The following is an 18,631-nucleotide window of genomic DNA, read 5'->3' as shown; positions in this document are numbered from 1 at the left end:
GGTATCATGCCGTGGTTAAGTCAGGCGTTGTTGCATGGATGGTTAAAATCGCTTAAAACTTGTCATACCGTGGCTTGACCCACTACTGTACGAACGTTGGCTTTCAGGTTGTTTTTCCGTCATTGCGAGGAAATTTACTATAGTAAATTGACGAAGCAATCCAGTAAAAATGCTAATTTTAGCATAATTTTATTATGTTTTATGGATTGCCACAGCCACTTCGTGGCTTCGCAATGACGATTTTGCAACGTTCGTACAGTAGTGGGCTTGACCACGGTATCCAGAAAAAATTAAAAAGCCTGACTGGATGCCGTGGTCAAGCCACGGCATGACATCGCGGTACTTTTAAAGAATACCCAAAATATAGCAATTTTCGAGCCATGCAACAACGCCGCTCAAGCTACGGTATAAAAGCTTTAGGCACTTTTTACCGTCCACGCAACAAATAACATCGAGTGTTTTTACCACTCGTATTTATATAGCACATTCATTATCTTTTTTGCTCGTATCATCCTCGTCTTCTCTGATAAATTTCTGCTTTACCTTAGATTTCCGGTTATATGTCTTACTATTATCATTTACGGGAGAATAGGTCGAAGGCGCGTAATTTGTAACCGGCGGAGCATAATTTCGCTCTTGCGCGGCACCCGGACAGGAATATTTTGATAAATCTTGCCTGGTTTCCTTAAGCATGGCCTTAATCTGCGCTAGTTCCTGCTGCAATTTTTCTTCTTTATCGCTATTATTTTTTCTAACTTTTTTATTTGCTTGAGTTAGGGAGGAATCATCAATATAGTTAGCATCGATATTTTTTTGAGCTTTTTGACGGGTCATATCTCTCTTGATCATTTTAAGATACATATCACGATTTCTTTTTGATGGATTAATCGTTTCGCTACTTAAAGGATTATCATTATCGTCGTCGTCATTATCCTCATCAAGATTATCTTCGACAATATTCTTTTTAGCCAAATTAATATATTTACCGTTATATAAAGGTCTACGTTTACCGCCTTCAAATCCTTTACTATCAACTAATTTATTATTTGCAGATTTTTTAAAATAGTCTCTAAATCCGTCAGTACAACCTGAAAGAAGAAACAATCCTAAAAATAAAATAATACACTTTTTTAACATAATATAACCTAAGTAATCTTTCTATATCGTTAATTAATGCCATAGAACTACAAAAGTTGCAAGAATCAAATGAAGATAAAGACTGTTTAAAATAAAAAATTGTGTTGATGTTATTGTTGTGAGGATTGAAAACACAAAAAATCTACTCATTTTTAATATTTATATTTAATTCTTTAATCAAAAGTTGTATAAGAATATAAAATTAAATACTCTATATTATGGAAGACATTAATTGCTGGGAAGAAAAGTTTGAAATTTGCGATTATGCTAAAAAACTATTGAATAAAATTACCTATTTAAACAGGTTAGTAAAGCACCCGATAGATATTAGAGAAGTTAAGAAGGGTCTTTATTATGCACGAAAATATCACGGTCCTCAAATGCGGCAATCAGGCGAGCCTTATTATTCCCATCCGGTAGCAGTTGCTTATATGGTGGCAGAATTTACGGCTTATGAAGTACCTAAACTTTTTATCCCTAGTATGTTAAATGCTGCCTTATTACACGATACTATAGAAGACACGCTGCTTACGGAAGAGGATATTGCCGCTATTTTTGATAGAAACATTGCAAGTCATGTGGAAGGTTTAACTAGAATTAAACCATACGGCAAAATTAATACTGAGGAAAATTTAAATTTATTAATTCAGCAAAAACGCCATGATACGGCACTTATAAAAATCTTTGATCGAGTGCATAATTTACAAACATTAGGAGCAAAATCTCCTGAAAAAATTCAGAAGATTATAAAAGAAACGTTAGAGCATTTCCTATATGTTTGTGCATATTTTGAAATATACAACATCGAACACGAATTAGTCAAACTTTGCCGTGAAATGATTGAACAACAAACTAATTTTAAAAAAATGGCTTTAAAAGAAAAAATTCTTAATGCTGATAATTACCTTGAAGTCTTTCAAGCGATTCAAAATGCGTCAATCCATAATAAAACACTATTCCAACAGGCATCATAATAAGAAGAATACCGTAATTTCCTAATATAGTTACTAAATAAGCCATGCCAAAAGAGGTAATTACATATATAAAAATTTTTGAGAATGCGTATAAAAGACTAGTAAAAGTAAATCTCTTAAATATAGGAAAATTTTTAAAAATTATAGGAGAAGTAGGGGGATTAGTACTAATTATAGCTAATAACAATTGTACTTTAAATAGATCAGCGGCAGTAATTATATTATTTAAAAAATAAATACTAATAGGCATAAACAATAAAAATACTATCCCTTTTATTTTTAATATTTTAAGTGGATGAAATTTTAATGTTAAGAAAACTAATATAACCATTAAAATTAACTGCACGACAGAAATACATAAGCTATTTTTTATAATTTCAGAAGCTGAATAATTAAAATTTGTTTTTAGTAAATTGGCACAATGAATGTAAATCAAATAAAAACAAGCAGGCCATAAAGTTAAAATTAGAAAATAGGCTAAACATGTTTTTTTATTCACTTTTTCATCGACATATTCTTTATAAGGTAATTTGTCAGTATTTATGCCAAAATCCTCTAAAGTTTTTTTTATTCGACGTTTTGCGTCAACAAATTCGGTTGATTCTCGGAGTCTAGTTCTTGCTAAAAATCCTACTAAAGCTATTATAGCCCCGCCCCAAAAAGCGTAACGCCAGTTTAAAAGGTATGTAGTACTAATAATACCAAAAACTAATGCACTTATCCCTCCTAGAAGAGAAGATATAGCTATTATACCTACACACAAATATTGAGCAGGAGGTTTTGTAGTTTCCGTTGCATATAATTCTGCCCCTATTATTTCTCCCATTGAAGATATACCTTGCGACATACGGCAGATTATCATAATACACGAAACTATAATACCTTTTTCCTCATAAGTTGATAAAGTAGCCATAACAACGCATGATACTGCCATTATAAAAGTAGTGATAATTACGGTAGCTTTACGCCCGATATTATCGCCGATCCATCCTATTGTAATAGCAGCAAACGGTCTTAACACATAAGTAGAGCAGAAAGCCGCTGCCGATAAAAGTGAAGCAACTTTGGGGTCAGTTTTAGGAAAAAATAAATCATTTAGCACCACTGCCATATGGACATAAAGCATTAGGTCAAAATATTCTAGAAAAGTACCTATAGACAGTAACCCGATAGCTTCCTTTTGTTGCCTGGTTAAACTTCTCTGCTCATCTCGATAACCTAACATTTTTTGCGATTTTTTAATTAAATTGCAAATACGATATGCTTTTTCTATTGAAAGTCAATAGGAGTTTTTATTTATTTTTTGAAAAGCTGTTATTAAATAAAGGAAGTTACTGAGAGATTTTATAAATAGATCAATAATATACTACTCATCTTTCAAGAATTTTTTTTATTTATATCCTAAGATTCACGTACTCGCTTATATTTTTAATAAGCTGTACGCCCTCATTCTTCAAAATAAAAAATCCAAATTCAAAATACGAACAGTATACACAAATTCCTAAATTTTAAAGATTGTAGGATAGTGAAAAGCTTTAGTTCTTATTCCGTAACGGCATCAAAATAGCCTTTATAAGTTTATGCAAATTGGCAATTTCTACCTTATCACGGGAAGAGAAATTACTTATAGCACAACTATAAAGATCCTGAGAAGTAGAACTCATATTTGTCCATAATATATTACCGGTTTTTGTATCTACAATTCCGACAGCCAGAACTGAATTATCTGCATTCTCCGTAACACTAGAATTATTGAAAATAAGACTCATGGCAAAATCACGCGCACGGGCTCCGTTAGTCTTAATTATTTGCGCATAATCAATTAATAACAATATATCACTATTAGTTTGTTGCCCTAAAGTTACCGCTGCTTCTCCGACATTTTGCGTAATTGAAAATGCTTTGCTTTCTTCCCATAATAGAGGGATATAAAGTGTTTTATGAGCCGAATTATAAGAGTCGCGAAGACGAGAAACAACATTATCCAGTTTTTGATCTCTAATATCCCTTCTATGTAATAATTTAACTCTAAAACCGTTCTCTTGAATAGCTAACGGTATTTCTCTCCTAATAAGTTCTTCTAAATGATCTTCATAATTATACATACGTTCTTTACGGCTAGATATATCTAAAGTATACACTTCAACCTGCGGGGGCAAAATTAATATTTCTTTAGGTTGAATCATGTTATTATTATATCCTGCAACATGACGTATTGAAGTTACTTTTGCACAGCCAGAAGTTATTAAAATTACGAAGAATAAAGATACAAAATTTTTGAAATACATTAGAATACTCTATTAATTAATTCATTATTAAGCAGGAATTACACGCGTACGTTTTTCGGAAAAAATTATATATACTTTTTGACCTATCTTAATATTAGAATCCGTAGCTTGGACAACTGTAATTAAGCCGCTGGTAACAGCAGTAGAAATAACGTTTCTCATAGCCGAATTACCTTCGTAATAATCACTTTTTATTTTAGAGGTATCAACTTTAACTAAATATTCATATCCTTTTTTCTCACCTAATTTTCCTTGTAATCCAGAGCCGAGAGCTGCCCCTACAATAGCTCCGCCTACAATAGCTGCAGCATTACCGGTTCCTTGTCCTACTCCACTACCTAATACGCCTCCCATTACTCCGCCGGCAAGCATTCCACCGCTATTATCAGATAATCTATCTGATTCTTTTATTATAACGGGACGTATGGAAAGAACTTCTCCCTCCAATGTTAGATTTAATGTTGAATCGCTAGTATACACGTTACTCGAAAGATCACGCGCACAACCGGTAAGTAAAGAAGTTAAAGTAATAAAAATTATACATTGGCAAAAAAGTTTTTTCATTTGAATATAATATTAAGTTATATAATTAAGATTTATTAAAAAATAAAGAAAGAAGTTATATTAGTTTCTATATTCTGTCAAATAGTTTTCAATAATTAGTTTGTTAGTATTTTAGTAAATTATTAAAAAACGAGAAGAATTTGAATTAAATGGCATAGAGAATTCTTATAAATGACAATTATGACTCACTTAATTAAGGTCTATACATTAGATTTCATGAGCCTTGTTTGTACAGCGTTGTTGCACGGCTCGAATTTTCGATGTCATTCTAGCTAAAGGCGGGAATCCGGAAAATGTTTAAGCGAATTATATAGTAAATTTTTATATAATTTTGTTTATTTTAAGTGTTTTTTCTGGATTTCCGCCTTTAGCTAGAATGACATCGAAAATTCGAGCCGTGCAACAACACCGCCCCTCCCATGGCATCCAGTCTTTTACTAAGATTTTTTCTGGATACCGTGGTCAAGCCCACTATTGTACGAACGTTTAAATAAAGAGGTAAAAATTCTGTCATTCCGTGGCTACGACCACGGAATCCAGCTTATAATATCATAAAAAGATTCTAAAATAAGTCTAATATGGCTTTATTTTCCTGGATGCCGTGATCAAGTCACGGCATGACACAGCCTTTTTTCAACGTTCGTACAGTAGTGGGTCAAGCCACGGTATGACACCGAATTGCTGTGCAAAAATATTGAGCCATGCAATAACTCTTGTTTGTACAGCATCATTCAGAAAGCTTCATCTAATTAGATTCTAATATTTAAAATATTCAAAGATTTGATTGGGGGATTTAGTAAATTTGGTATTTGCTAACCTGGAATTAAACAGCAAGAAACTTGATTATAATCTACGTCCGCCGTTCGATACAGTCGTGAATTTGCCAAAAAATGGCGAATGGCTGGGGCGGGAGGGATCGAACCTCCGAATGACGATATCAAAAACCGTTGCCTTACCGCTTGGCTACGCCCCATTTTAAAGTTGTTACAAAAGCTCGCCTTTGTGTAACAAGCAGATTGGTTGCTTGAATAGATTAAAGCGTGTTTGATGTCATTCCCGTGAAACGGGGCGTTGTTGTGTGGCTCGAATTTTTGCAAAGTGTTTCGGTGTCATGCCGTGGCTTGACCACGGCATCCAGTCTTTTTATTAAGGCTTTTCTGGATACCGTGGTCAAACCACGGTATGACACCGTACTTATAATAACCATAATACGGTAAATTATTAGCCACACAACAACGCCCCGTTTCACAGGAATGACATCCTAAATACTTTTACTATCCTTAAAGTGGAATCCAGCTCTTAAAAGATTGAGTAGTATAAAGGTTTATAGCAATAAACACGGTTACAGTCAAATATAATAATTATTATTCTAAGAAAAATTTTATTTGTTTATCTAACCATATCTTAGCCTTTATAGACAATAAAGAATAAATTTTAGATTTAATTTTTCGGTAATATTGTTTTATATAATTTATTTCGTCGATATTTAATATAGAGAACTCAACTAATTCGTTAGCGTAAGGTACTAAGCTTAAAGTTTCAAACTCTAGCCAATTATTATTTTCTTTAACATACATCAAATTTTCTATTCTGATACCGAATTCACCCGGTATATAGTAACCCGGTTCATTAGACAAAATCATTCCGGGCTGCAAAATAATTTGACTTCTGAGATTAATACTTTGCGGTCCTTCATGAACGCTTAGGAAACTACCGACGCCGTGACCGGTGCCGTGCGGATAATCAATATTATCCTGCCATAAATATTGCCGTGCTAATATGTCAAGATTTGCGCCGGTAATTTTATCTTTGGGAAATTTTGCATTTGCTAGCGCAATATGTCCTTTCAAAACTTGCGTGTAACGTTTCTTTTGTTCGCTTGTCGGCATACCTATTGCAATAGTCCGAGTTATATCGGTCGTACAACCTTGATACTGCCCGCCGGAATCAATTAGTAAAATGCCCTCACCTGCAATTTTCTTTGCGTGTTTTTGATCGGCACGATAATGAATAATTGCACTATTTTCTTTAAAGCCGCAAATGGTCGGAAAGCTATCACTTATATAGCCGTTTTGCTTACTTCTATAGTTGGTCAATTTTTCCGCTAAATCATACTCCGTAAGCTCATGTAAATTATTCATGCCGTCAAGCTCGGCAAAAAACTCGCATAACGCCACCGCATCGCTAACATGAAAATTAATTGCATGTCGGATTTCTATCTCATTTTTACAAGCTTTAAGTAGCTGACAAGGATCGGTAATTTTCTTTATACTATTCTGCTTTGAGTATTCTTCTTTATCTGCTATTAAATCCATTATACGAATCGATAAAAAGCTATCGTCAACTAGGATTTTTTGGCTATTTTTTAATAAGATATTTTCAAATTCCGCTTCTTGGAAAATTGTTATTTCGGGACGGGCAGCAATAATTTCCTTGCCGATTCTTGATGGATTTATAAATAAATATAGTTGCGAATGAGTCAGTATTACTAACGAAAACATTAAAGGAGAATAAGCAACGTCACTCGCTCGAAGATTTAACAACCAACATATAGAACTTGCATCTGTAATAATAATTGCACCGGCCGAATTTTCTGTTAAAATTTTCCGACATTCTTTTATTTTGTCACTATGCGAACTACCGGCAAAGGCAATATCGTGTAAATAGACTTTAGAAGCAGGTTCTTGTGGCTGATCTTTCCAAATTTGATCAACTAAATTCCCGGGAATTTTATGTAAAGGTGATTTTAAAGACCCAAAAAATCTGGATTTTATCGGATAAGTAAACAATTCAGGATCATAGCCTATTATAGCATTTTCTTTTATATAACTTCCCCAAGGAAATAAATATATGTCTTTGAGATCGAAAATTTGAAAAATACTTAAATCAAGCTCTCTAGCACTTTGCTCTAAATACCTACCGTCGGTAAAAAATAACGCCGTATCTTCGCATATTACCGTGAGTCCGTTTGAGCCGGTAAAGCCCGTTATATACTCAAGCCTTTTAGCATATTCGGGTACGTATTCGCTCATATATTTATCGTTAGAGGGGATAATGTAGCCGTTTATACCGAGTTCTATAAATAATTTTCGTAAAGACTCAATACGCTTTTTTATCATTTTCATATTAGATTAACTTGAGTCATTCCGTGACTTGACCGACGTTGTTGCATGGATAAGAAATTGCTATATTTTGGGTATTCTTTAAAAGTACCGCGATGTCATGCCGTGGCTTGACCCACTACTGTACGAACGTTGAAAAGAGGATAGGTAAAATTCTGTCATACCGTGGCTTGACCACGGTATCCAGTTTTATAATATCATAAAAAAGACTCTAAAATAAGTCTAATATGGCTTTATTTTCCTGGATGCCGTGATCAAGTCACGGCATGACACAGCCTTTTTCTTAACGTTCGTACACTAGTGGCCCTTCCCACGGTATCCAGAAAAAATTAAAAAGCCTACTGGATACGGTGGGAAGGGCCTCGATATGACAAGTTTTAAGCGATTTTAACCGTCCACGCAACAATACTGCAATTTACTACACTTTCTTTGACTTTAACAATAAAATACTTGCTTCAAATAATGGGGTAAAAATACTTCTAACCTCATTTAATAATGCTTCATTAGTTATTTCTTGCTTTAATTCTTCACGGATAGCATCAAATATTTCCCCTAAACTTTTTTCTTCTGCTATATATTTAAAAATATACTTAGTATAAGCAAATACGGGAACCGATATATTGACGTTTTTTAATATGCCGTTATTCACCGTGAAATTAACGCCGTTATTTACAAGCGTTGGATTAGCCTCTATATAATCAAAAACTTGCTTGGCAAAATTGGCAATATTATGGAAATACGGCACGTTATCAAGATCATCAATTGTTGCTACGCTATCTTTTTGATTAGATACGTAAAAAGAATGCTTTATAATATTTCCGGTAATTATCTCACTAATTGCCTGCTGGGTTACTTTATTCATCTTCTTAATTTTTTGTAATAACGAGAAGTCTTTAATATAATTTTCAGGTCTTAGTAATAACTTCTCCACCGGATCAAGATAATCGACAAAATTTAAACCCGCATCTTGGACAAATTCATATAATTCAGGAATGGAATAAGCACGATCTTGCTTATGCAAGAACATATCATACAGTCCCACGTCACCGAAATTTTGGTAATCCGAAAATAACTCCCATCCTCTTTTATGCCAGTTAGTTGCAGGAAGATTATCGATAATAATTTTACCGTTCATAACTTCTTCGACTCGGCTTTGTGCCTCGCTATTCACCATTTTCATGATTTCTTGAATATGATAAACACCGGTGCGACCGTATTTAGCATAAACCATTAATCCCATACCGCCCTTGGGAGTTAAAGAATCTTTTAAATTTTTTAGACCTTCAGGCGGGTTTTGCAAGTGATGTAACACACCGGTACAATTTATATAATCAAATTTTCCGAGTTTCAAATTCGGAATATTTAATATAGAGTCATTAATCCATTTAATATTTGTAAGCCCCCTAACTTCAGCACGTTTTTGCGCTACTTCCATGCTTGGTTTGCTAAAGTCTAAATATATTATTTCTACCTTTTTATCTTTAAGCTGCTCCGCTAAATAGATAGTAGAGTCACCCGTACCGCCACCGGCTATCAAACAACGAAAACCATTGTTAAAATTCTCTTTTCCTTTATATAAAGAATGATTTAATTCCCCTAAACTTTCACCAACAATAGAAAGCAGGCGCGTTCTTTCCTCTTCAGGATTTCTATATGGATAAGGATAATCTTGATAATGATCTTTCACTTCAGCTAAATCTTTTGAAATTGCCGTATTAGTAATTTTTGTTTTTGTTTTCTTTAAATCGGTCATTATATATTCCTGTTAAAAGTGAAAAGTTGAAATACGAAGTTCAACTTGAAAAAGAGCAAGACGCCTCGGAGCTTTCGACAGCGTTGTTGCACGGCCCAAATTTTCGATGTCATTCCTAGCTCAAGGCGGGAATCCAGCCTTATTTATGTCATGCTGAACTTGGTTCAGCATCTCCTGAAAAATATCCTGAAATAAATTCAGGATGACTTTAAAAGTATTTTTCCGGATTCCCGCCTTTAGCTAGAATGACATATTATTTCTTTTATTGAGCCATGCAATAACGCAGCTTTTGACCGCAGCGTACACGCAAGTAACGTTGGGATCGAAAGCGAGAAGCGTTGTTGCCAATTTTTCAAGTTCAACGAGTATACTGCTCGTATTTCGAGAATTGGATTTTATTTTGAAGGGTGAGTGCGCACAGCCTATACTTAATAGGCGAACACACGAACCCCTGATAAAATGAAAAAACAATTCTTGAAATACGAGCAGTATATTAAGTTAATATTATGTCTTTTATATGTAGCTGAATAGTATAATTATCTTGCCAATTATTTGTTTTGAGTGAACCTATAACCGAAATATTATTTTTCCCTCGAACATTAAATATTGCGTCTTCAAGCGGCGTTTCGACCGCATTAAAAGTAATTGCCTGTAATGCTTTATTACCGTAAGCCTTAAGAGTGGGTGCAAGCAAACACCGAATATGTTTACTGCCGACGATATCCGCTTTGATAATAAAAAGATTATCAAATTTAAATATCGGTTCCGGATTACCTTGACCAAAAGGCTCTAACTTATTAAGCTCTTCCATTAACAGCATATTAACACTTGAGGTAGTTAATTCAGCATCATATTCTGCTTGCGTATAATCTCCTAATTTGCTTATATCAATTTTAATATCCTCATTCAAGAATTCTTGTAATTCCTGCAATTTTTCGGCTTTTACGGTAAAGCCCGCAGCCATAGCATGCCCACCGCCCGCTACTAGCAAATCTTTAATTTTAGCGTTAATAATTTTAGCGCCTAAATCAATACCCGTGATAGATCGGCACGAGGCTTTACCGATCCCGTCATTTAAAGCTATAATTGCTACGGGCTTAGTGAATTTATCTTTAAGTCTTCCCGCAACAATACCGATAACTCCGGGATGCCAGCCTTCTTTTACAATAAATAATAAACTATTATTTTCTTGAGTTAAAGCAATTTTAGTTGCTTCCTCAATCATCATTAGCTCGATTACTTTCCTCTCATTATTATGCTTCTCAAGCTCTGTTGCTAAACTACCTGCTTCTATTGCACATTCCGTTGATAATAAAGTAGCTCCTAAGCTCGATCTTCCGACTCTGCCGCCGGCATTAATTCTAGGACCTAAAATAAACCCTAAATGATAACAGCGCGGCACTTCGCTAAGCCCCGCAATATCATATAAAGTTTTGATGCCGATATTTTGCCTTTGCATCATTATTTTTAAACCGGTGGCAACAAAGGCGCGGTTTAACTGCACCAATTTCATTACGTCACAAACAGTACCGAGTGCCACCAAATCCAAATATTGCATTAAATTGGGAACAGGAATATCTGCAAAATAATTTTGCTTTTTTAATTCCGACAATAAAGCAGTAACAAATAAAAACGATACCCCTACAGCTGCTAAATACTTATATTCACTTTTTTCATCAATACGGTTAGGGTTTACTATAGCTATAGCCTCAGGTAGTATTTCCGCACTTATATGATGATCGATTACTATCACCTCAAGCCCCACCTCTTTAGCATATTCTAAAGCTTCATGAGCCATAGCTCCGCAATCAACCGTAATAAGCAGCTTTACGCCGGTATCTTTGATTTTTTGCATAGCGCTCGGCGTCGGACCATAGCCTTCCGCTATACGATCAGGTACGTAAATATCACAACTATGCCTTAAATCCCTAAATATATTTTTAAGAAGTGCCGCAGAAGTTGCCCCGTCAACATCGTAATCGGCAAATACGCATATTTTTTGTTTATTTAAAATCGCCGCAATAACTCTATCGACTGCTTTTCGCATGTCAAGCAAATGGAAAGGATCGGGGAGCAGATTTTTAATTTTCGGTGACAAAAAATTTTCTGCCTGATCTAAATTACTCACTCGACAAGATAATAACCTAGCTAAAAAATCACTTACTCCTAGATTACGGCTTAGCTCTGAAATATTACTTTCATTAATAAGTTTTTGCTGCCATATTTTACCGTTAACCGATTTTTTAGTCGTCATGTTTTTATTCTTTTTGTTGATTTGGTAAACACTCTCAATGTCACTCCCTGTAAAGGCTTCTAAATTCCGTCATTGCGAGGATAGATTGTTGCGTGGATACCGGAATCATCATTGCGAGCGACCAAAGGCGTTGTTGCATGGCTCATAATTTACTGTATTCTGTATTATGGTTATTACTATGGTGTCATGCCGTGGCTTGACCACGGCATCCAGTCTTTTACTAAGATTTTTCTGGATACCGTGGTCAAGCCACGGTATGACAAGTTTTAAGCGATTTTAACCATCCACGCGGGCATTGCCTCCTCGCAATGACGATTCCGATATCCCACCGCGGGCGGTGTTGCGCGGGAATGACATCGGATAGGTTGAACAAATACGGATAAATATAGTGAATTCAGTTGAATTTTGTGACAGGCGCGAAGAGCGAAGCCTATATATTAATAGGCGAGACGACGAGCAACGCAGCACAAAGTTCAAATCAATTTACTATAACTTCTTAATTACTATACTAACTTAACCGCCGAACAATCTCCGCACGTTCAATTAACGGTAAAATATTTGCCATTTCGGGACCTGATTCTTTACCGGTTAGAGCGAGGCGCAGCGGCAAAAATAACTCTTTACCCTTTCTGCCTGTTATTTCGGCAATTTTTTTTGTCCAAATACTCCAGCTATTACTAGTTAGTTCTCCGGCAGGCAATAATTCCGCTGCTTGTTTTAAATATTGCTTATCTAAATTTTGCATTTTTGGCGATTCATGACAAATATCCCACCATTCTTTTACATCAAAAAGTTTTTGTAAATTAGGACGCACCGATAACCAAAAATTTTCGTCAATATGACCTGCCCCGATTTCTCCAAGACGGTCTTTTATCTCATTAAAACTTAGCGATATAAGTAATTTATGATTTAATCGCTCTAAATCCTCCGGCTGATAAATAGTCGGGCTTTTGGAAAAATTATTTATATCAAATTGCTCCACCAACTCTTTCATAGTTTTAAACGGCAAAACTTGAGTCGATGAACCGAGCAAGCTAAAAAAACTAGCGATAGCCATTGACTCAAAACCTTCTTTATCTCGAAGAGAGGCGATTTCAAATCCCCCTACTCTTTTAGAGATTTTCTCATCGCGATTGATAATTAAACTTAAATGACCGAATACCGGCGGAATTGCGCCTAAGGCTTCAAACATCTGAATTTGAATAGCGGTATTGCTTACATGATCTTCTCCTCTGATAATATGACTAATATCATAATCAATATCGTCGATAACTGAACATAACATATAAGTCATGCTAGAGTCCGCTCTGATAACTATCGGATCGCTTAAACTTTTACCTTCATATTTAACTTCACCTTTCACCATATCATGCCAACTTATCGGCGTATGATTTATTAAAAATCTATAGTGCGGTTTCCTGCCCTGTGCTTGATATTTCTCGATTTGTTCTTTGGTTAAATTTAAAGCGGCACGGTCATAAATCGGCGGCATACCTTTTGATAACTGAAATTTACGCTTTAATTCCAGTTCTTCAGGAGTTTCAAAACAAGGGTATAATCGCTTTTTTTCTAACAGTGTTTTTTTTATTTCGTCATATCTATCTAACCGGCTTGACTGATTAAATGTTTGATCCCAATCGATATTTAAAAATTTTAAATCTTTTATAATAGCATCCTTATATTCCCGGCGGCTACGCTCAAGATCGGTATCGTCAAATCTTAAAATAAATTGCCCGTTATTTTTTCTAGCATAAAGCCAGTTAATAAGGACAGCTCTACTATTACCGACATGTAACATACCGGTCGGAGACGGAGCAAAACGTGTGATAACTTTTTTCATGTTTAATGTTTTAACTTTGTTTTAATTATAATAAGTATAGCGATGTCATTCCCGCGCAGTGTTGTTGCATAGAACGTTAAACGTCATTGCGAGGAGGCACAAAGTGCCGACGCGGCAATCTAAGTATAAACATATTTTCATGTTAAACTTGCCATCTTATAAACTTTCTGGCATTCTCATAAAATCCCTCATTACATTCGGGATAGCCTGGATTGCCGCGTCGGGACTTCGTCCCTCCTCGCAATGACGATTCTGGTATCCACGCAATACGCCTTCCCACATAGGGGCCTTGTTGCATGGCTCGATAAAAGCAACAGTATGTCATTCTAGCTAAAGGCAGGAATCCAGAAAAATTATAGTCATCCTGAATTTATTTCAGGATATTTCTCAAGAGATGCTGAAACAAGTTCAGCATGACAAAAGAAAGTCTGGATTCCTGCCTTTAGCTAGAATGACATCGAAAATTTGAGCCATGCAACAACGCTCACAGTGTTGTTGCATGGAACGTTAAACGTCATTGCGAGGAGGCACAAAGTGCCGACGCGGCAATCTAAGTATAAACATATTTTCATGCTAAACTTGCCATCTTATAAACTTTCTGGCATTCTCATAAAATCCCTCATTACATTCGGGATAGCCTGGATTGCCGCGTCTGGACTTCGTCCCTCCTCGCAATGACGATTCTGGTATCCACGCAATAACGCCTTCCCACATAGGGGCCTTGTGGCATGGCTCGATAAAAGCAACAGTATGTCATTCTAGCTAAAGGCAGGAATCCAGAAAAATTATAGTCATCCTGAATTTATTTCAGGATATTTCTCAAGAGATGCTGAAACAAGTTCAGCATGACAAAAGAAAGTCTGGATTCCCGCCTTTAGCTAGAATGACATCGAAAATTTGAGCCATGCAACAACGCTCGCAGTGTTGTTGCGTGGAACGTTAAACGTCATTGCGAGGAGGCACAAAGTGCCGACGCGGCAATCTAAGTATAAACATATTTTCATGCTAAACTTGCCATCTTATAAACTTTCTGGCATTCTCATAAAATCCCTCATTACATTCGGGATAGCCTGGATTGCCGCGTCTGGACTTCGTCCCTCCTCGCAATGACGATTCTGGTATCCACGCAATAGGCCTTCCCACATAGGGGCCTTGTGGCATGGCTCGATAAAAGCAGCAGTATGTCATTCCTGCAAAAGCAGGAATCCAGAAAAATTATATTCATCCTGAATTTATTTCAGGATATTTCTCAAGAGATGCTGAAACAAGTTCAGCATGACAAAAGAAAGTCTGGATTCCTGCCTTTAGCTAGAATGACATCGAAAATTTGAGCCATGCAACAACGCTCACAGTGTTGTTGCATGGAACGTTAAACGTCATTGCGAGGAGGCACATCGTGCCGACGCGGCAATCTAAGTATAAACATATTTTCATGCTAAACTTGCCATCTTATAAACTTTCTAGCATTCTCATAAAATCCCTCATTACATTCGGGATAGCCTGGATTGCCGCGTCTGGACTTCGTCCCTCCTCGCAATGACGATTCTGGTATCCACGCAATACGCCTTCCCACATAGGGGCCTTGTGGCATGGCTCGATAAAAGCAGCAGTATGTCATTCCTGCAAAAGCAGGAATCCAGAAAAATTATAGTCATCCTGAATTTATTTCAGGATATTTCTCAAGAGATGCTGAAACAAGTTCAGCATGACAAAAGAAAGTCTGGATTCCTGCCTTTAGCTAGAATGACATCGAAAATTTGAGCCATGCAACAACGCTCGCAGTGTTGTTGCATGGAACGTTAAACGTCATTGCGAGGAGGCACAAAGTGCCGCCGTGACAATCTAAGTATAAACATATTTTCATGCTAAACTTGCCATCTTATAAACTTTCTGGCATTCTCATAAAATCCCTCATTACATTCGGGATAGCCTGGATTGCCGCGTCTGGACTTCGTCCCTCCTCGCAATGACGATTCTGGTATCCACGCAATAACGCCTTCCCACATAGGGGCCTTGTGGCATGGCTCGATAAAAGCAACAGTATGTCATTCTAGCTAAAGGCAGGAATCCAGAAAAATTATAGTCATCCTGAATTTATTTCAGGATATTTCTCAAGAGATGCTGAAACAAGTTCAGCATGACAAAAGAAAGTCTGGATTCCCGCTTTCGCGGGAATGACATCGAAAATTTGAGCCATGCAACAACGCTCGCAGTGTTGTTGCGTGGAACGTTAAACGTCATTGCGAGGAGGCACAAAGTGCCGACGCTGCAATCCAGAAAATAATATTTTTAACTTTTGCTAGTTTTTTTCCTAGATTGCTTAGCTTCGCTCGCAATGACGGGATAAGTATCTTTATTATCCTTAGCTTCTACCTTCTTCTGTAACTTATTACTATTTTCCTTAATTAGCTCTATTGCCTGTTCCGGCGTAATAGTTAAAAAATCGTATTTTTTAGGAATAGAAATAAATTTGCCGCTATATTTTAAGTAAGGACCAAATCTGCCGAATCCTACTAAAATTTCTTCTCCCGTTTCTGAATGAGTACCTAATTTAAGAGGTAAACTTAACAATTTCAAAGCCGTCTCAAAAGTAATATCCTTCTGCAGCGCAGGAGGCACGGGAACACGCTTGGGTTTTTGCTTTTCATTAGCGGCATCTTTTTCCCCGCGTTGAATATAAGGACCGTACGGACCTTTTTTCAAATAAATTTCTACCCCTTCCGGATCAGTACCTAAAATTTTATTCTCATTAACCGCATAATTATCGCCGTCAGTTTCACTATTACCGTTACCGGTAGTAATAGGCTTTTTAAAAGTACAATCGGGGTAATTACTACATGCTAAAAATGCGCCGAACTTACCTAATTTTAAACTCAACTCACCCGTAGCACAGGAAGGACATTTTTTTGAATCTTTATTCTCGCCGAATAAATGATAATCTAAAGCTTTTTGCACATAACTAATTACGTCGGTTATTTTTTGTTCACTAACCGATTCTACATTATTATTAAAACCGCCCCAAAAATTGCTTAGCGATGTCTTCCACTCAAGTTTTCCGGCAGCTATTTCATCTAATTCATTTTCTAAACTAGCGGTAAAATCATATTCGACATATTTTTTAAAGAAGCCGACTAAAAATACCGTAACCAAACGCCCAAGCTCTTCCGGTATAAAACGCTTTTTCCCCAAGCTTACGTATTTCCTCTCTTGTAATACCGATAAAATAGATGCATAAGTTGACGGTCTACCGATTCCCAATTCCTCAAGTTTTTTAACTAAGCTAGCCTCGGAATATCTTGGCGGTGGTTCCGTAAAATGCTGATTGGGTTTTATCTCTTCGGTTAATAATTTTTCCTCTTCTTTTAAAGGCGGTAGCATTTTATTTTCTTCTTCCGCTTCATCGTCAACACTTTCACGATACACTTTATAAAAACCGTCAAATGCTATGGTCGATCCCGTTGCTTTTGCTGAAAATTCTTTATTTTCAGATTCTAAGCTAGCTGCTACCAAATTCATAATAACATTTTCCATTTGGCAGGCTATTGTTCTTTTCCAAATTAATTCATATAATCGATAATAATCTTTATCTAATTTTTCTTTTAAACTCTCAGGGGTATAAGTAATTGTCGTCGGTCTTATTGCTTCATGAGCTTCCTGTGCATTCTTTACTTTCGATTTATAGACTCTTGGAGCGTTCGGCAGATATTTATCACCGAAATTTTTATGGATTAACTTACGTATTTCCGTAACCGCCTCACTCGCTAAAGTAACGCCGTCCGTTCTCATATAGGTAATAAGCCCGACTGTTTCTTTGCCTATATCCACGCCTTCATAAAGTTTTTGGGCTATCTGCATAGTTTTTTTAGCACTAAAACCTAATTTCCTTGCAGCTTCCTGTTGCAATGAAGAGGTAATAAAGGGTGGTTGCGGTTGGCGTTTTTGCTGTTTTTTCTCTATTTTTTCAATATGAAATTTTTTTGATTCAAGCGCCTCTACTAAATCTTTAGCGTCTTTCTCGTTAGTAATCGAAAATTTTTCTAACTTCTTACCTTCCACATGAGTTAATTTAGCTAAAAAAGACTCTTTATTACTATTTTGCATTTTAAGACTAATATCCCAATATTCTTCGGTCTTAAAACGCTCTATTTCATCTTCTCGCTCACACACAAGACGAAGTGCCACCGACTGTACCCTACCGGCTGATTTACAGCCTGGGAGTTTCCGCCATAAAAGGGGAGATAAAGTAAAGCCGACTAAGTAATCTAACGCCCTTCTTGCTTGCTGAGAATTAACTAAGTTAATATCAAGTTTCCTAGGGTTTTCAACTGCATGGATAATTGCTTTTTTGGTAATTTCATTGAAAGCCACTCTCTTAAAAAAATCATCGGATTTAACACCGTTTTTTTCTTTAATCACTTCCGCCACATGCCAAGAAATTGCTTCTCCTTCACGATCCGGATCGGTTGCTAAATAAACTGCTTTAGCTTTTTTGGCATCCTTAGTTATTGCATCGACATATTTATTAGCTTTGTCCGATATGTCATATTTCATCGAAAAATTTTCATCAGGCAATACCGAACCTTTTTTAGAAGGTAAATCTCTAATATGACCGAATGAGGCAATAACTTTAAATTCATCGCCGAGATATTTATTTATCGTTTTTGCCTTTGCGGGCGACTCTACTATTACTAATTTCATG

27 protein-coding genes and 1 tRNA gene are annotated in these 18,631 nt (G+C 36.2%); 8 read left to right on the top strand and 20 right to left on the bottom strand.

The genetic code is table 11. The features are described 5' to 3' along the window. Window positions 1-206: 206 nt before the first annotated feature. Complete coding sequence (locus AAGD64_RS03860; RefSeq protein ID WP_341793926.1) at window positions 207-332, top strand: hypothetical protein; 126 nt, start codon at window positions 207-209, stop codon at window positions 330-332. A 142-nt stretch (window positions 333-474) separates the two neighbouring features. Here the strand turns inward: AAGD64_RS03860 and AAGD64_RS03855 are convergent, their stop codons facing one another. Next, window positions 475-1,137 carry a hypothetical protein gene (locus tag AAGD64_RS03855; protein ID WP_341793925.1) on the bottom strand — a complete coding sequence of 221 codons (663 nt, stop codon included), beginning with the start codon at window positions 1,135-1,137 and terminating at the stop codon, window positions 475-477. Between the two features lie 218 nt (window positions 1,138-1,355). Between AAGD64_RS03855 and AAGD64_RS03850 the strand changes: the two genes are divergently transcribed. Next, the gene (locus tag AAGD64_RS03850) at window positions 1,356-2,111 is read left to right on the top strand and encodes an HD domain-containing protein (protein ID WP_341793924.1); all 756 of its coding nucleotides are present in this window, start codon (window positions 1,356-1,358) and stop codon (window positions 2,109-2,111) included. Here AAGD64_RS03850 and AAGD64_RS03845 read toward each other — a convergent pair. From AAGD64_RS03845 to AAGD64_RS03830, 4 genes are all read right to left on the bottom strand, one after another. Next, window positions 2,026-3,336 carry an MFS transporter gene (locus AAGD64_RS03845; protein WP_341793923.1) on the bottom strand — a complete coding sequence of 437 codons (1,311 nt, stop codon included), beginning with the start codon at window positions 3,334-3,336 and terminating at the stop codon, window positions 2,026-2,028. The genes AAGD64_RS03850 and AAGD64_RS03845 overlap by 86 nt on opposite strands. Before the next feature lie 310 nt (window positions 3,337-3,646). Further along, window positions 3,647-4,399 carry a hypothetical protein gene (locus AAGD64_RS03840; protein WP_341793922.1) on the bottom strand — a complete coding sequence of 251 codons (753 nt, stop codon included), beginning with the start codon at window positions 4,397-4,399 and terminating at the stop codon, window positions 3,647-3,649. Window positions 4,400-4,426: 27 nt separating this feature from the next. Next, window positions 4,427-4,963 carry a hypothetical protein gene (locus AAGD64_RS03835; protein ID WP_341793921.1) on the bottom strand — a complete coding sequence of 179 codons (537 nt, stop codon included), beginning with the start codon at window positions 4,961-4,963 and terminating at the stop codon, window positions 4,427-4,429. 367 nt (window positions 4,964-5,330) lie between these two features. Further along, window positions 5,331-5,477 (bottom strand): hypothetical protein, encoded by a 147-nt coding sequence (locus AAGD64_RS03830; RefSeq protein WP_341793920.1) that lies wholly within the window; start codon window positions 5,475-5,477, stop codon window positions 5,331-5,333. Between the two features lie 87 nt (window positions 5,478-5,564). Between AAGD64_RS03830 and AAGD64_RS03825 the strand changes: the two genes are divergently transcribed. Next, the gene (locus AAGD64_RS03825) at window positions 5,565-5,723 is read left to right on the top strand and encodes a hypothetical protein (protein WP_341793919.1); all 159 of its coding nucleotides are present in this window, start codon (window positions 5,565-5,567) and stop codon (window positions 5,721-5,723) included. 138 nt (window positions 5,724-5,861) lie between these two features. On the opposite strand, the gene AAGD64_RS03820 is transcribed toward AAGD64_RS03825, so the two are convergent. The 4 genes from AAGD64_RS03820 to AAGD64_RS03805 all read right to left on the bottom strand — a co-directional run bounded on the left by AAGD64_RS03820 (window position 5,862) and on the right by AAGD64_RS03805 (window position 9,838). Further along, window positions 5,862-5,936: transfer RNA gene (locus AAGD64_RS03820), tRNA-Gln, on the bottom strand. 60 nt (window positions 5,937-5,996) lie between these two features. After that, a complete protein-coding gene (locus AAGD64_RS03815; RefSeq protein WP_341793918.1) occupies window positions 5,997-6,194 on the bottom strand; it encodes a palindromic element RPE4 domain-containing protein in 198 nt (65 codons plus the stop codon). Between the two features lie 133 nt (window positions 6,195-6,327). Next, on the bottom strand, window positions 6,328-8,082 hold the full coding sequence (locus AAGD64_RS03810) for a M24B family metallopeptidase (protein ID WP_341794151.1): 1,755 nt from the start codon (window positions 8,080-8,082) through the stop codon (window positions 6,328-6,330). 421 nt (window positions 8,083-8,503) lie between these two features. Next, on the bottom strand, window positions 8,504-9,838 hold the full coding sequence (locus tag AAGD64_RS03805) for a class I SAM-dependent methyltransferase (RefSeq protein ID WP_341793917.1): 1,335 nt from the start codon (window positions 9,836-9,838) through the stop codon (window positions 8,504-8,506). A 45-nt stretch (window positions 9,839-9,883) separates the two neighbouring features. Between AAGD64_RS03805 and AAGD64_RS03800 the strand changes: the two genes are divergently transcribed. Next, window positions 9,884-10,033: a hypothetical protein gene (locus tag AAGD64_RS03800; protein ID WP_341793916.1), complete on the top strand. Its 150-nt coding sequence runs from the start codon at window positions 9,884-9,886 to the stop codon at window positions 10,031-10,033. 298 nt (window positions 10,034-10,331) lie between these two features. On the opposite strand, the gene recJ is transcribed toward AAGD64_RS03800, so the two are convergent. Beyond that, window positions 10,332-12,092, bottom strand: coding sequence for a single-stranded-DNA-specific exonuclease RecJ (gene recJ, locus AAGD64_RS03795; RefSeq protein WP_253307881.1), 1,761 nt, complete (start codon window positions 12,090-12,092; stop codon window positions 10,332-10,334). A 111-nt stretch (window positions 12,093-12,203) separates the two neighbouring features. On the opposite strand from recJ, the gene AAGD64_RS03790 reads away from it, so the two are divergent. After that, entirely contained in the window at window positions 12,204-12,362 is a 159-nt protein-coding gene (locus tag AAGD64_RS03790) for a palindromic element RPE4 domain-containing protein (RefSeq protein WP_341793915.1), read from the top strand. Here the strand turns inward: AAGD64_RS03790 and AAGD64_RS03785 are convergent. The 6 genes from AAGD64_RS03785 to AAGD64_RS03760 all read right to left on the bottom strand — a co-directional run bounded on the left by AAGD64_RS03785 (window position 12,337) and on the right by AAGD64_RS03760 (window position 15,077). Further along, the gene (locus AAGD64_RS03785; RefSeq protein ID WP_341793914.1) at window positions 12,337-12,465 is read right to left on the bottom strand and encodes a hypothetical protein; all 129 of its coding nucleotides are present in this window, start codon (window positions 12,463-12,465) and stop codon (window positions 12,337-12,339) included. The two genes, AAGD64_RS03790 and AAGD64_RS03785, sit on opposite strands and share 26 nt — an antisense overlap. 135 nt (window positions 12,466-12,600) lie before the next feature. Further along, window positions 12,601-13,932 carry a glutamate--tRNA ligase gene (gene gltX / locus AAGD64_RS03780; RefSeq protein WP_253307882.1) on the bottom strand — a complete coding sequence of 444 codons (1,332 nt, stop codon included), beginning with the start codon at window positions 13,930-13,932 and terminating at the stop codon, window positions 12,601-12,603. A 156-nt stretch (window positions 13,933-14,088) separates the two neighbouring features. After that, window positions 14,089-14,214, bottom strand: a complete 126-nt coding sequence (locus AAGD64_RS03775; protein WP_341793913.1) for a hypothetical protein — start codon at window positions 14,212-14,214, stop codon at window positions 14,089-14,091. 164 nt (window positions 14,215-14,378) lie between these two features. Further along, window positions 14,379-14,504, bottom strand: coding sequence for a hypothetical protein (locus tag AAGD64_RS03770; RefSeq protein ID WP_341793912.1), 126 nt, complete (start codon window positions 14,502-14,504; stop codon window positions 14,379-14,381). Window positions 14,505-14,810: 306 nt separating this feature from the next. Beyond that, entirely contained in the window at window positions 14,811-14,936 is a 126-nt protein-coding gene (locus tag AAGD64_RS03765; protein ID WP_341793911.1) for a hypothetical protein, read from the bottom strand. A gap of 15 nt (window positions 14,937-14,951) precedes the next feature. After that, window positions 14,952-15,077 carry a hypothetical protein gene (locus tag AAGD64_RS03760; RefSeq protein ID WP_341793910.1) on the bottom strand — a complete coding sequence of 42 codons (126 nt, stop codon included), beginning with the start codon at window positions 15,075-15,077 and terminating at the stop codon, window positions 14,952-14,954. A 9-nt stretch (window positions 15,078-15,086) separates the two neighbouring features. Here AAGD64_RS03760 and AAGD64_RS03755 point away from each other — a divergent pair, with 9 nt between their 5' ends. Continuing rightward, window positions 15,087-15,263, top strand: a complete 177-nt coding sequence (locus tag AAGD64_RS03755; RefSeq protein ID WP_341793909.1) for a hypothetical protein — start codon at window positions 15,087-15,089, stop codon at window positions 15,261-15,263. Here the strand turns inward: AAGD64_RS03755 and AAGD64_RS03750 are convergent. Both AAGD64_RS03750 and AAGD64_RS03745 read right to left on the bottom strand, forming a co-directional pair. After that, the gene (locus AAGD64_RS03750) at window positions 15,241-15,366 is read right to left on the bottom strand and encodes a hypothetical protein (RefSeq protein WP_341793908.1); all 126 of its coding nucleotides are present in this window, start codon (window positions 15,364-15,366) and stop codon (window positions 15,241-15,243) included. The genes AAGD64_RS03755 and AAGD64_RS03750 overlap by 23 nt on opposite strands. A 15-nt stretch (window positions 15,367-15,381) precedes the next feature. Beyond that, the gene (locus AAGD64_RS03745; RefSeq protein WP_341793907.1) at window positions 15,382-15,507 is read right to left on the bottom strand and encodes a hypothetical protein; all 126 of its coding nucleotides are present in this window, start codon (window positions 15,505-15,507) and stop codon (window positions 15,382-15,384) included. A 9-nt stretch (window positions 15,508-15,516) separates the two neighbouring features. Between AAGD64_RS03745 and AAGD64_RS03740 the strand changes: the two genes are divergently transcribed. After that, window positions 15,517-15,693, top strand: a complete 177-nt coding sequence (locus AAGD64_RS03740) for a hypothetical protein (RefSeq protein WP_341793906.1) — start codon at window positions 15,517-15,519, stop codon at window positions 15,691-15,693. On the opposite strand, the gene AAGD64_RS03735 is transcribed toward AAGD64_RS03740, so the two are convergent. Next, entirely contained in the window at window positions 15,671-15,796 is a 126-nt protein-coding gene (locus tag AAGD64_RS03735; protein ID WP_341793905.1) for a hypothetical protein, read from the bottom strand. The two genes, AAGD64_RS03740 and AAGD64_RS03735, sit on opposite strands and share 23 nt — an antisense overlap. Before the next feature lie 273 nt (window positions 15,797-16,069). Between AAGD64_RS03735 and AAGD64_RS03730 the strand changes: the two genes are divergently transcribed. Beyond that, window positions 16,070-16,216, top strand: coding sequence for a hypothetical protein (locus tag AAGD64_RS03730; protein WP_341793904.1), 147 nt, complete (start codon window positions 16,070-16,072; stop codon window positions 16,214-16,216). 5 nt (window positions 16,217-16,221) lie between these two features. Here AAGD64_RS03730 and topA read toward each other — a convergent pair whose 3' ends face one another. Then, complete coding sequence (gene topA / locus AAGD64_RS03725) at window positions 16,222-18,630, bottom strand: type I DNA topoisomerase (protein WP_341793903.1); 2,409 nt, start codon at window positions 18,628-18,630, stop codon at window positions 16,222-16,224. Window position 18,631: the final 1 nt, after the last annotated feature.

Source organism: Rickettsia endosymbiont of Ceutorhynchus obstrictus, from assembly GCF_964026565.1.
Classification (GTDB): Bacteria; Pseudomonadota; Alphaproteobacteria; order Rickettsiales; family Rickettsiaceae; genus Rickettsia.
The sequence above is the reverse complement of the archived record's forward strand: the minus strand, read 5'-3'. Positions and strand labels throughout refer to the sequence as shown.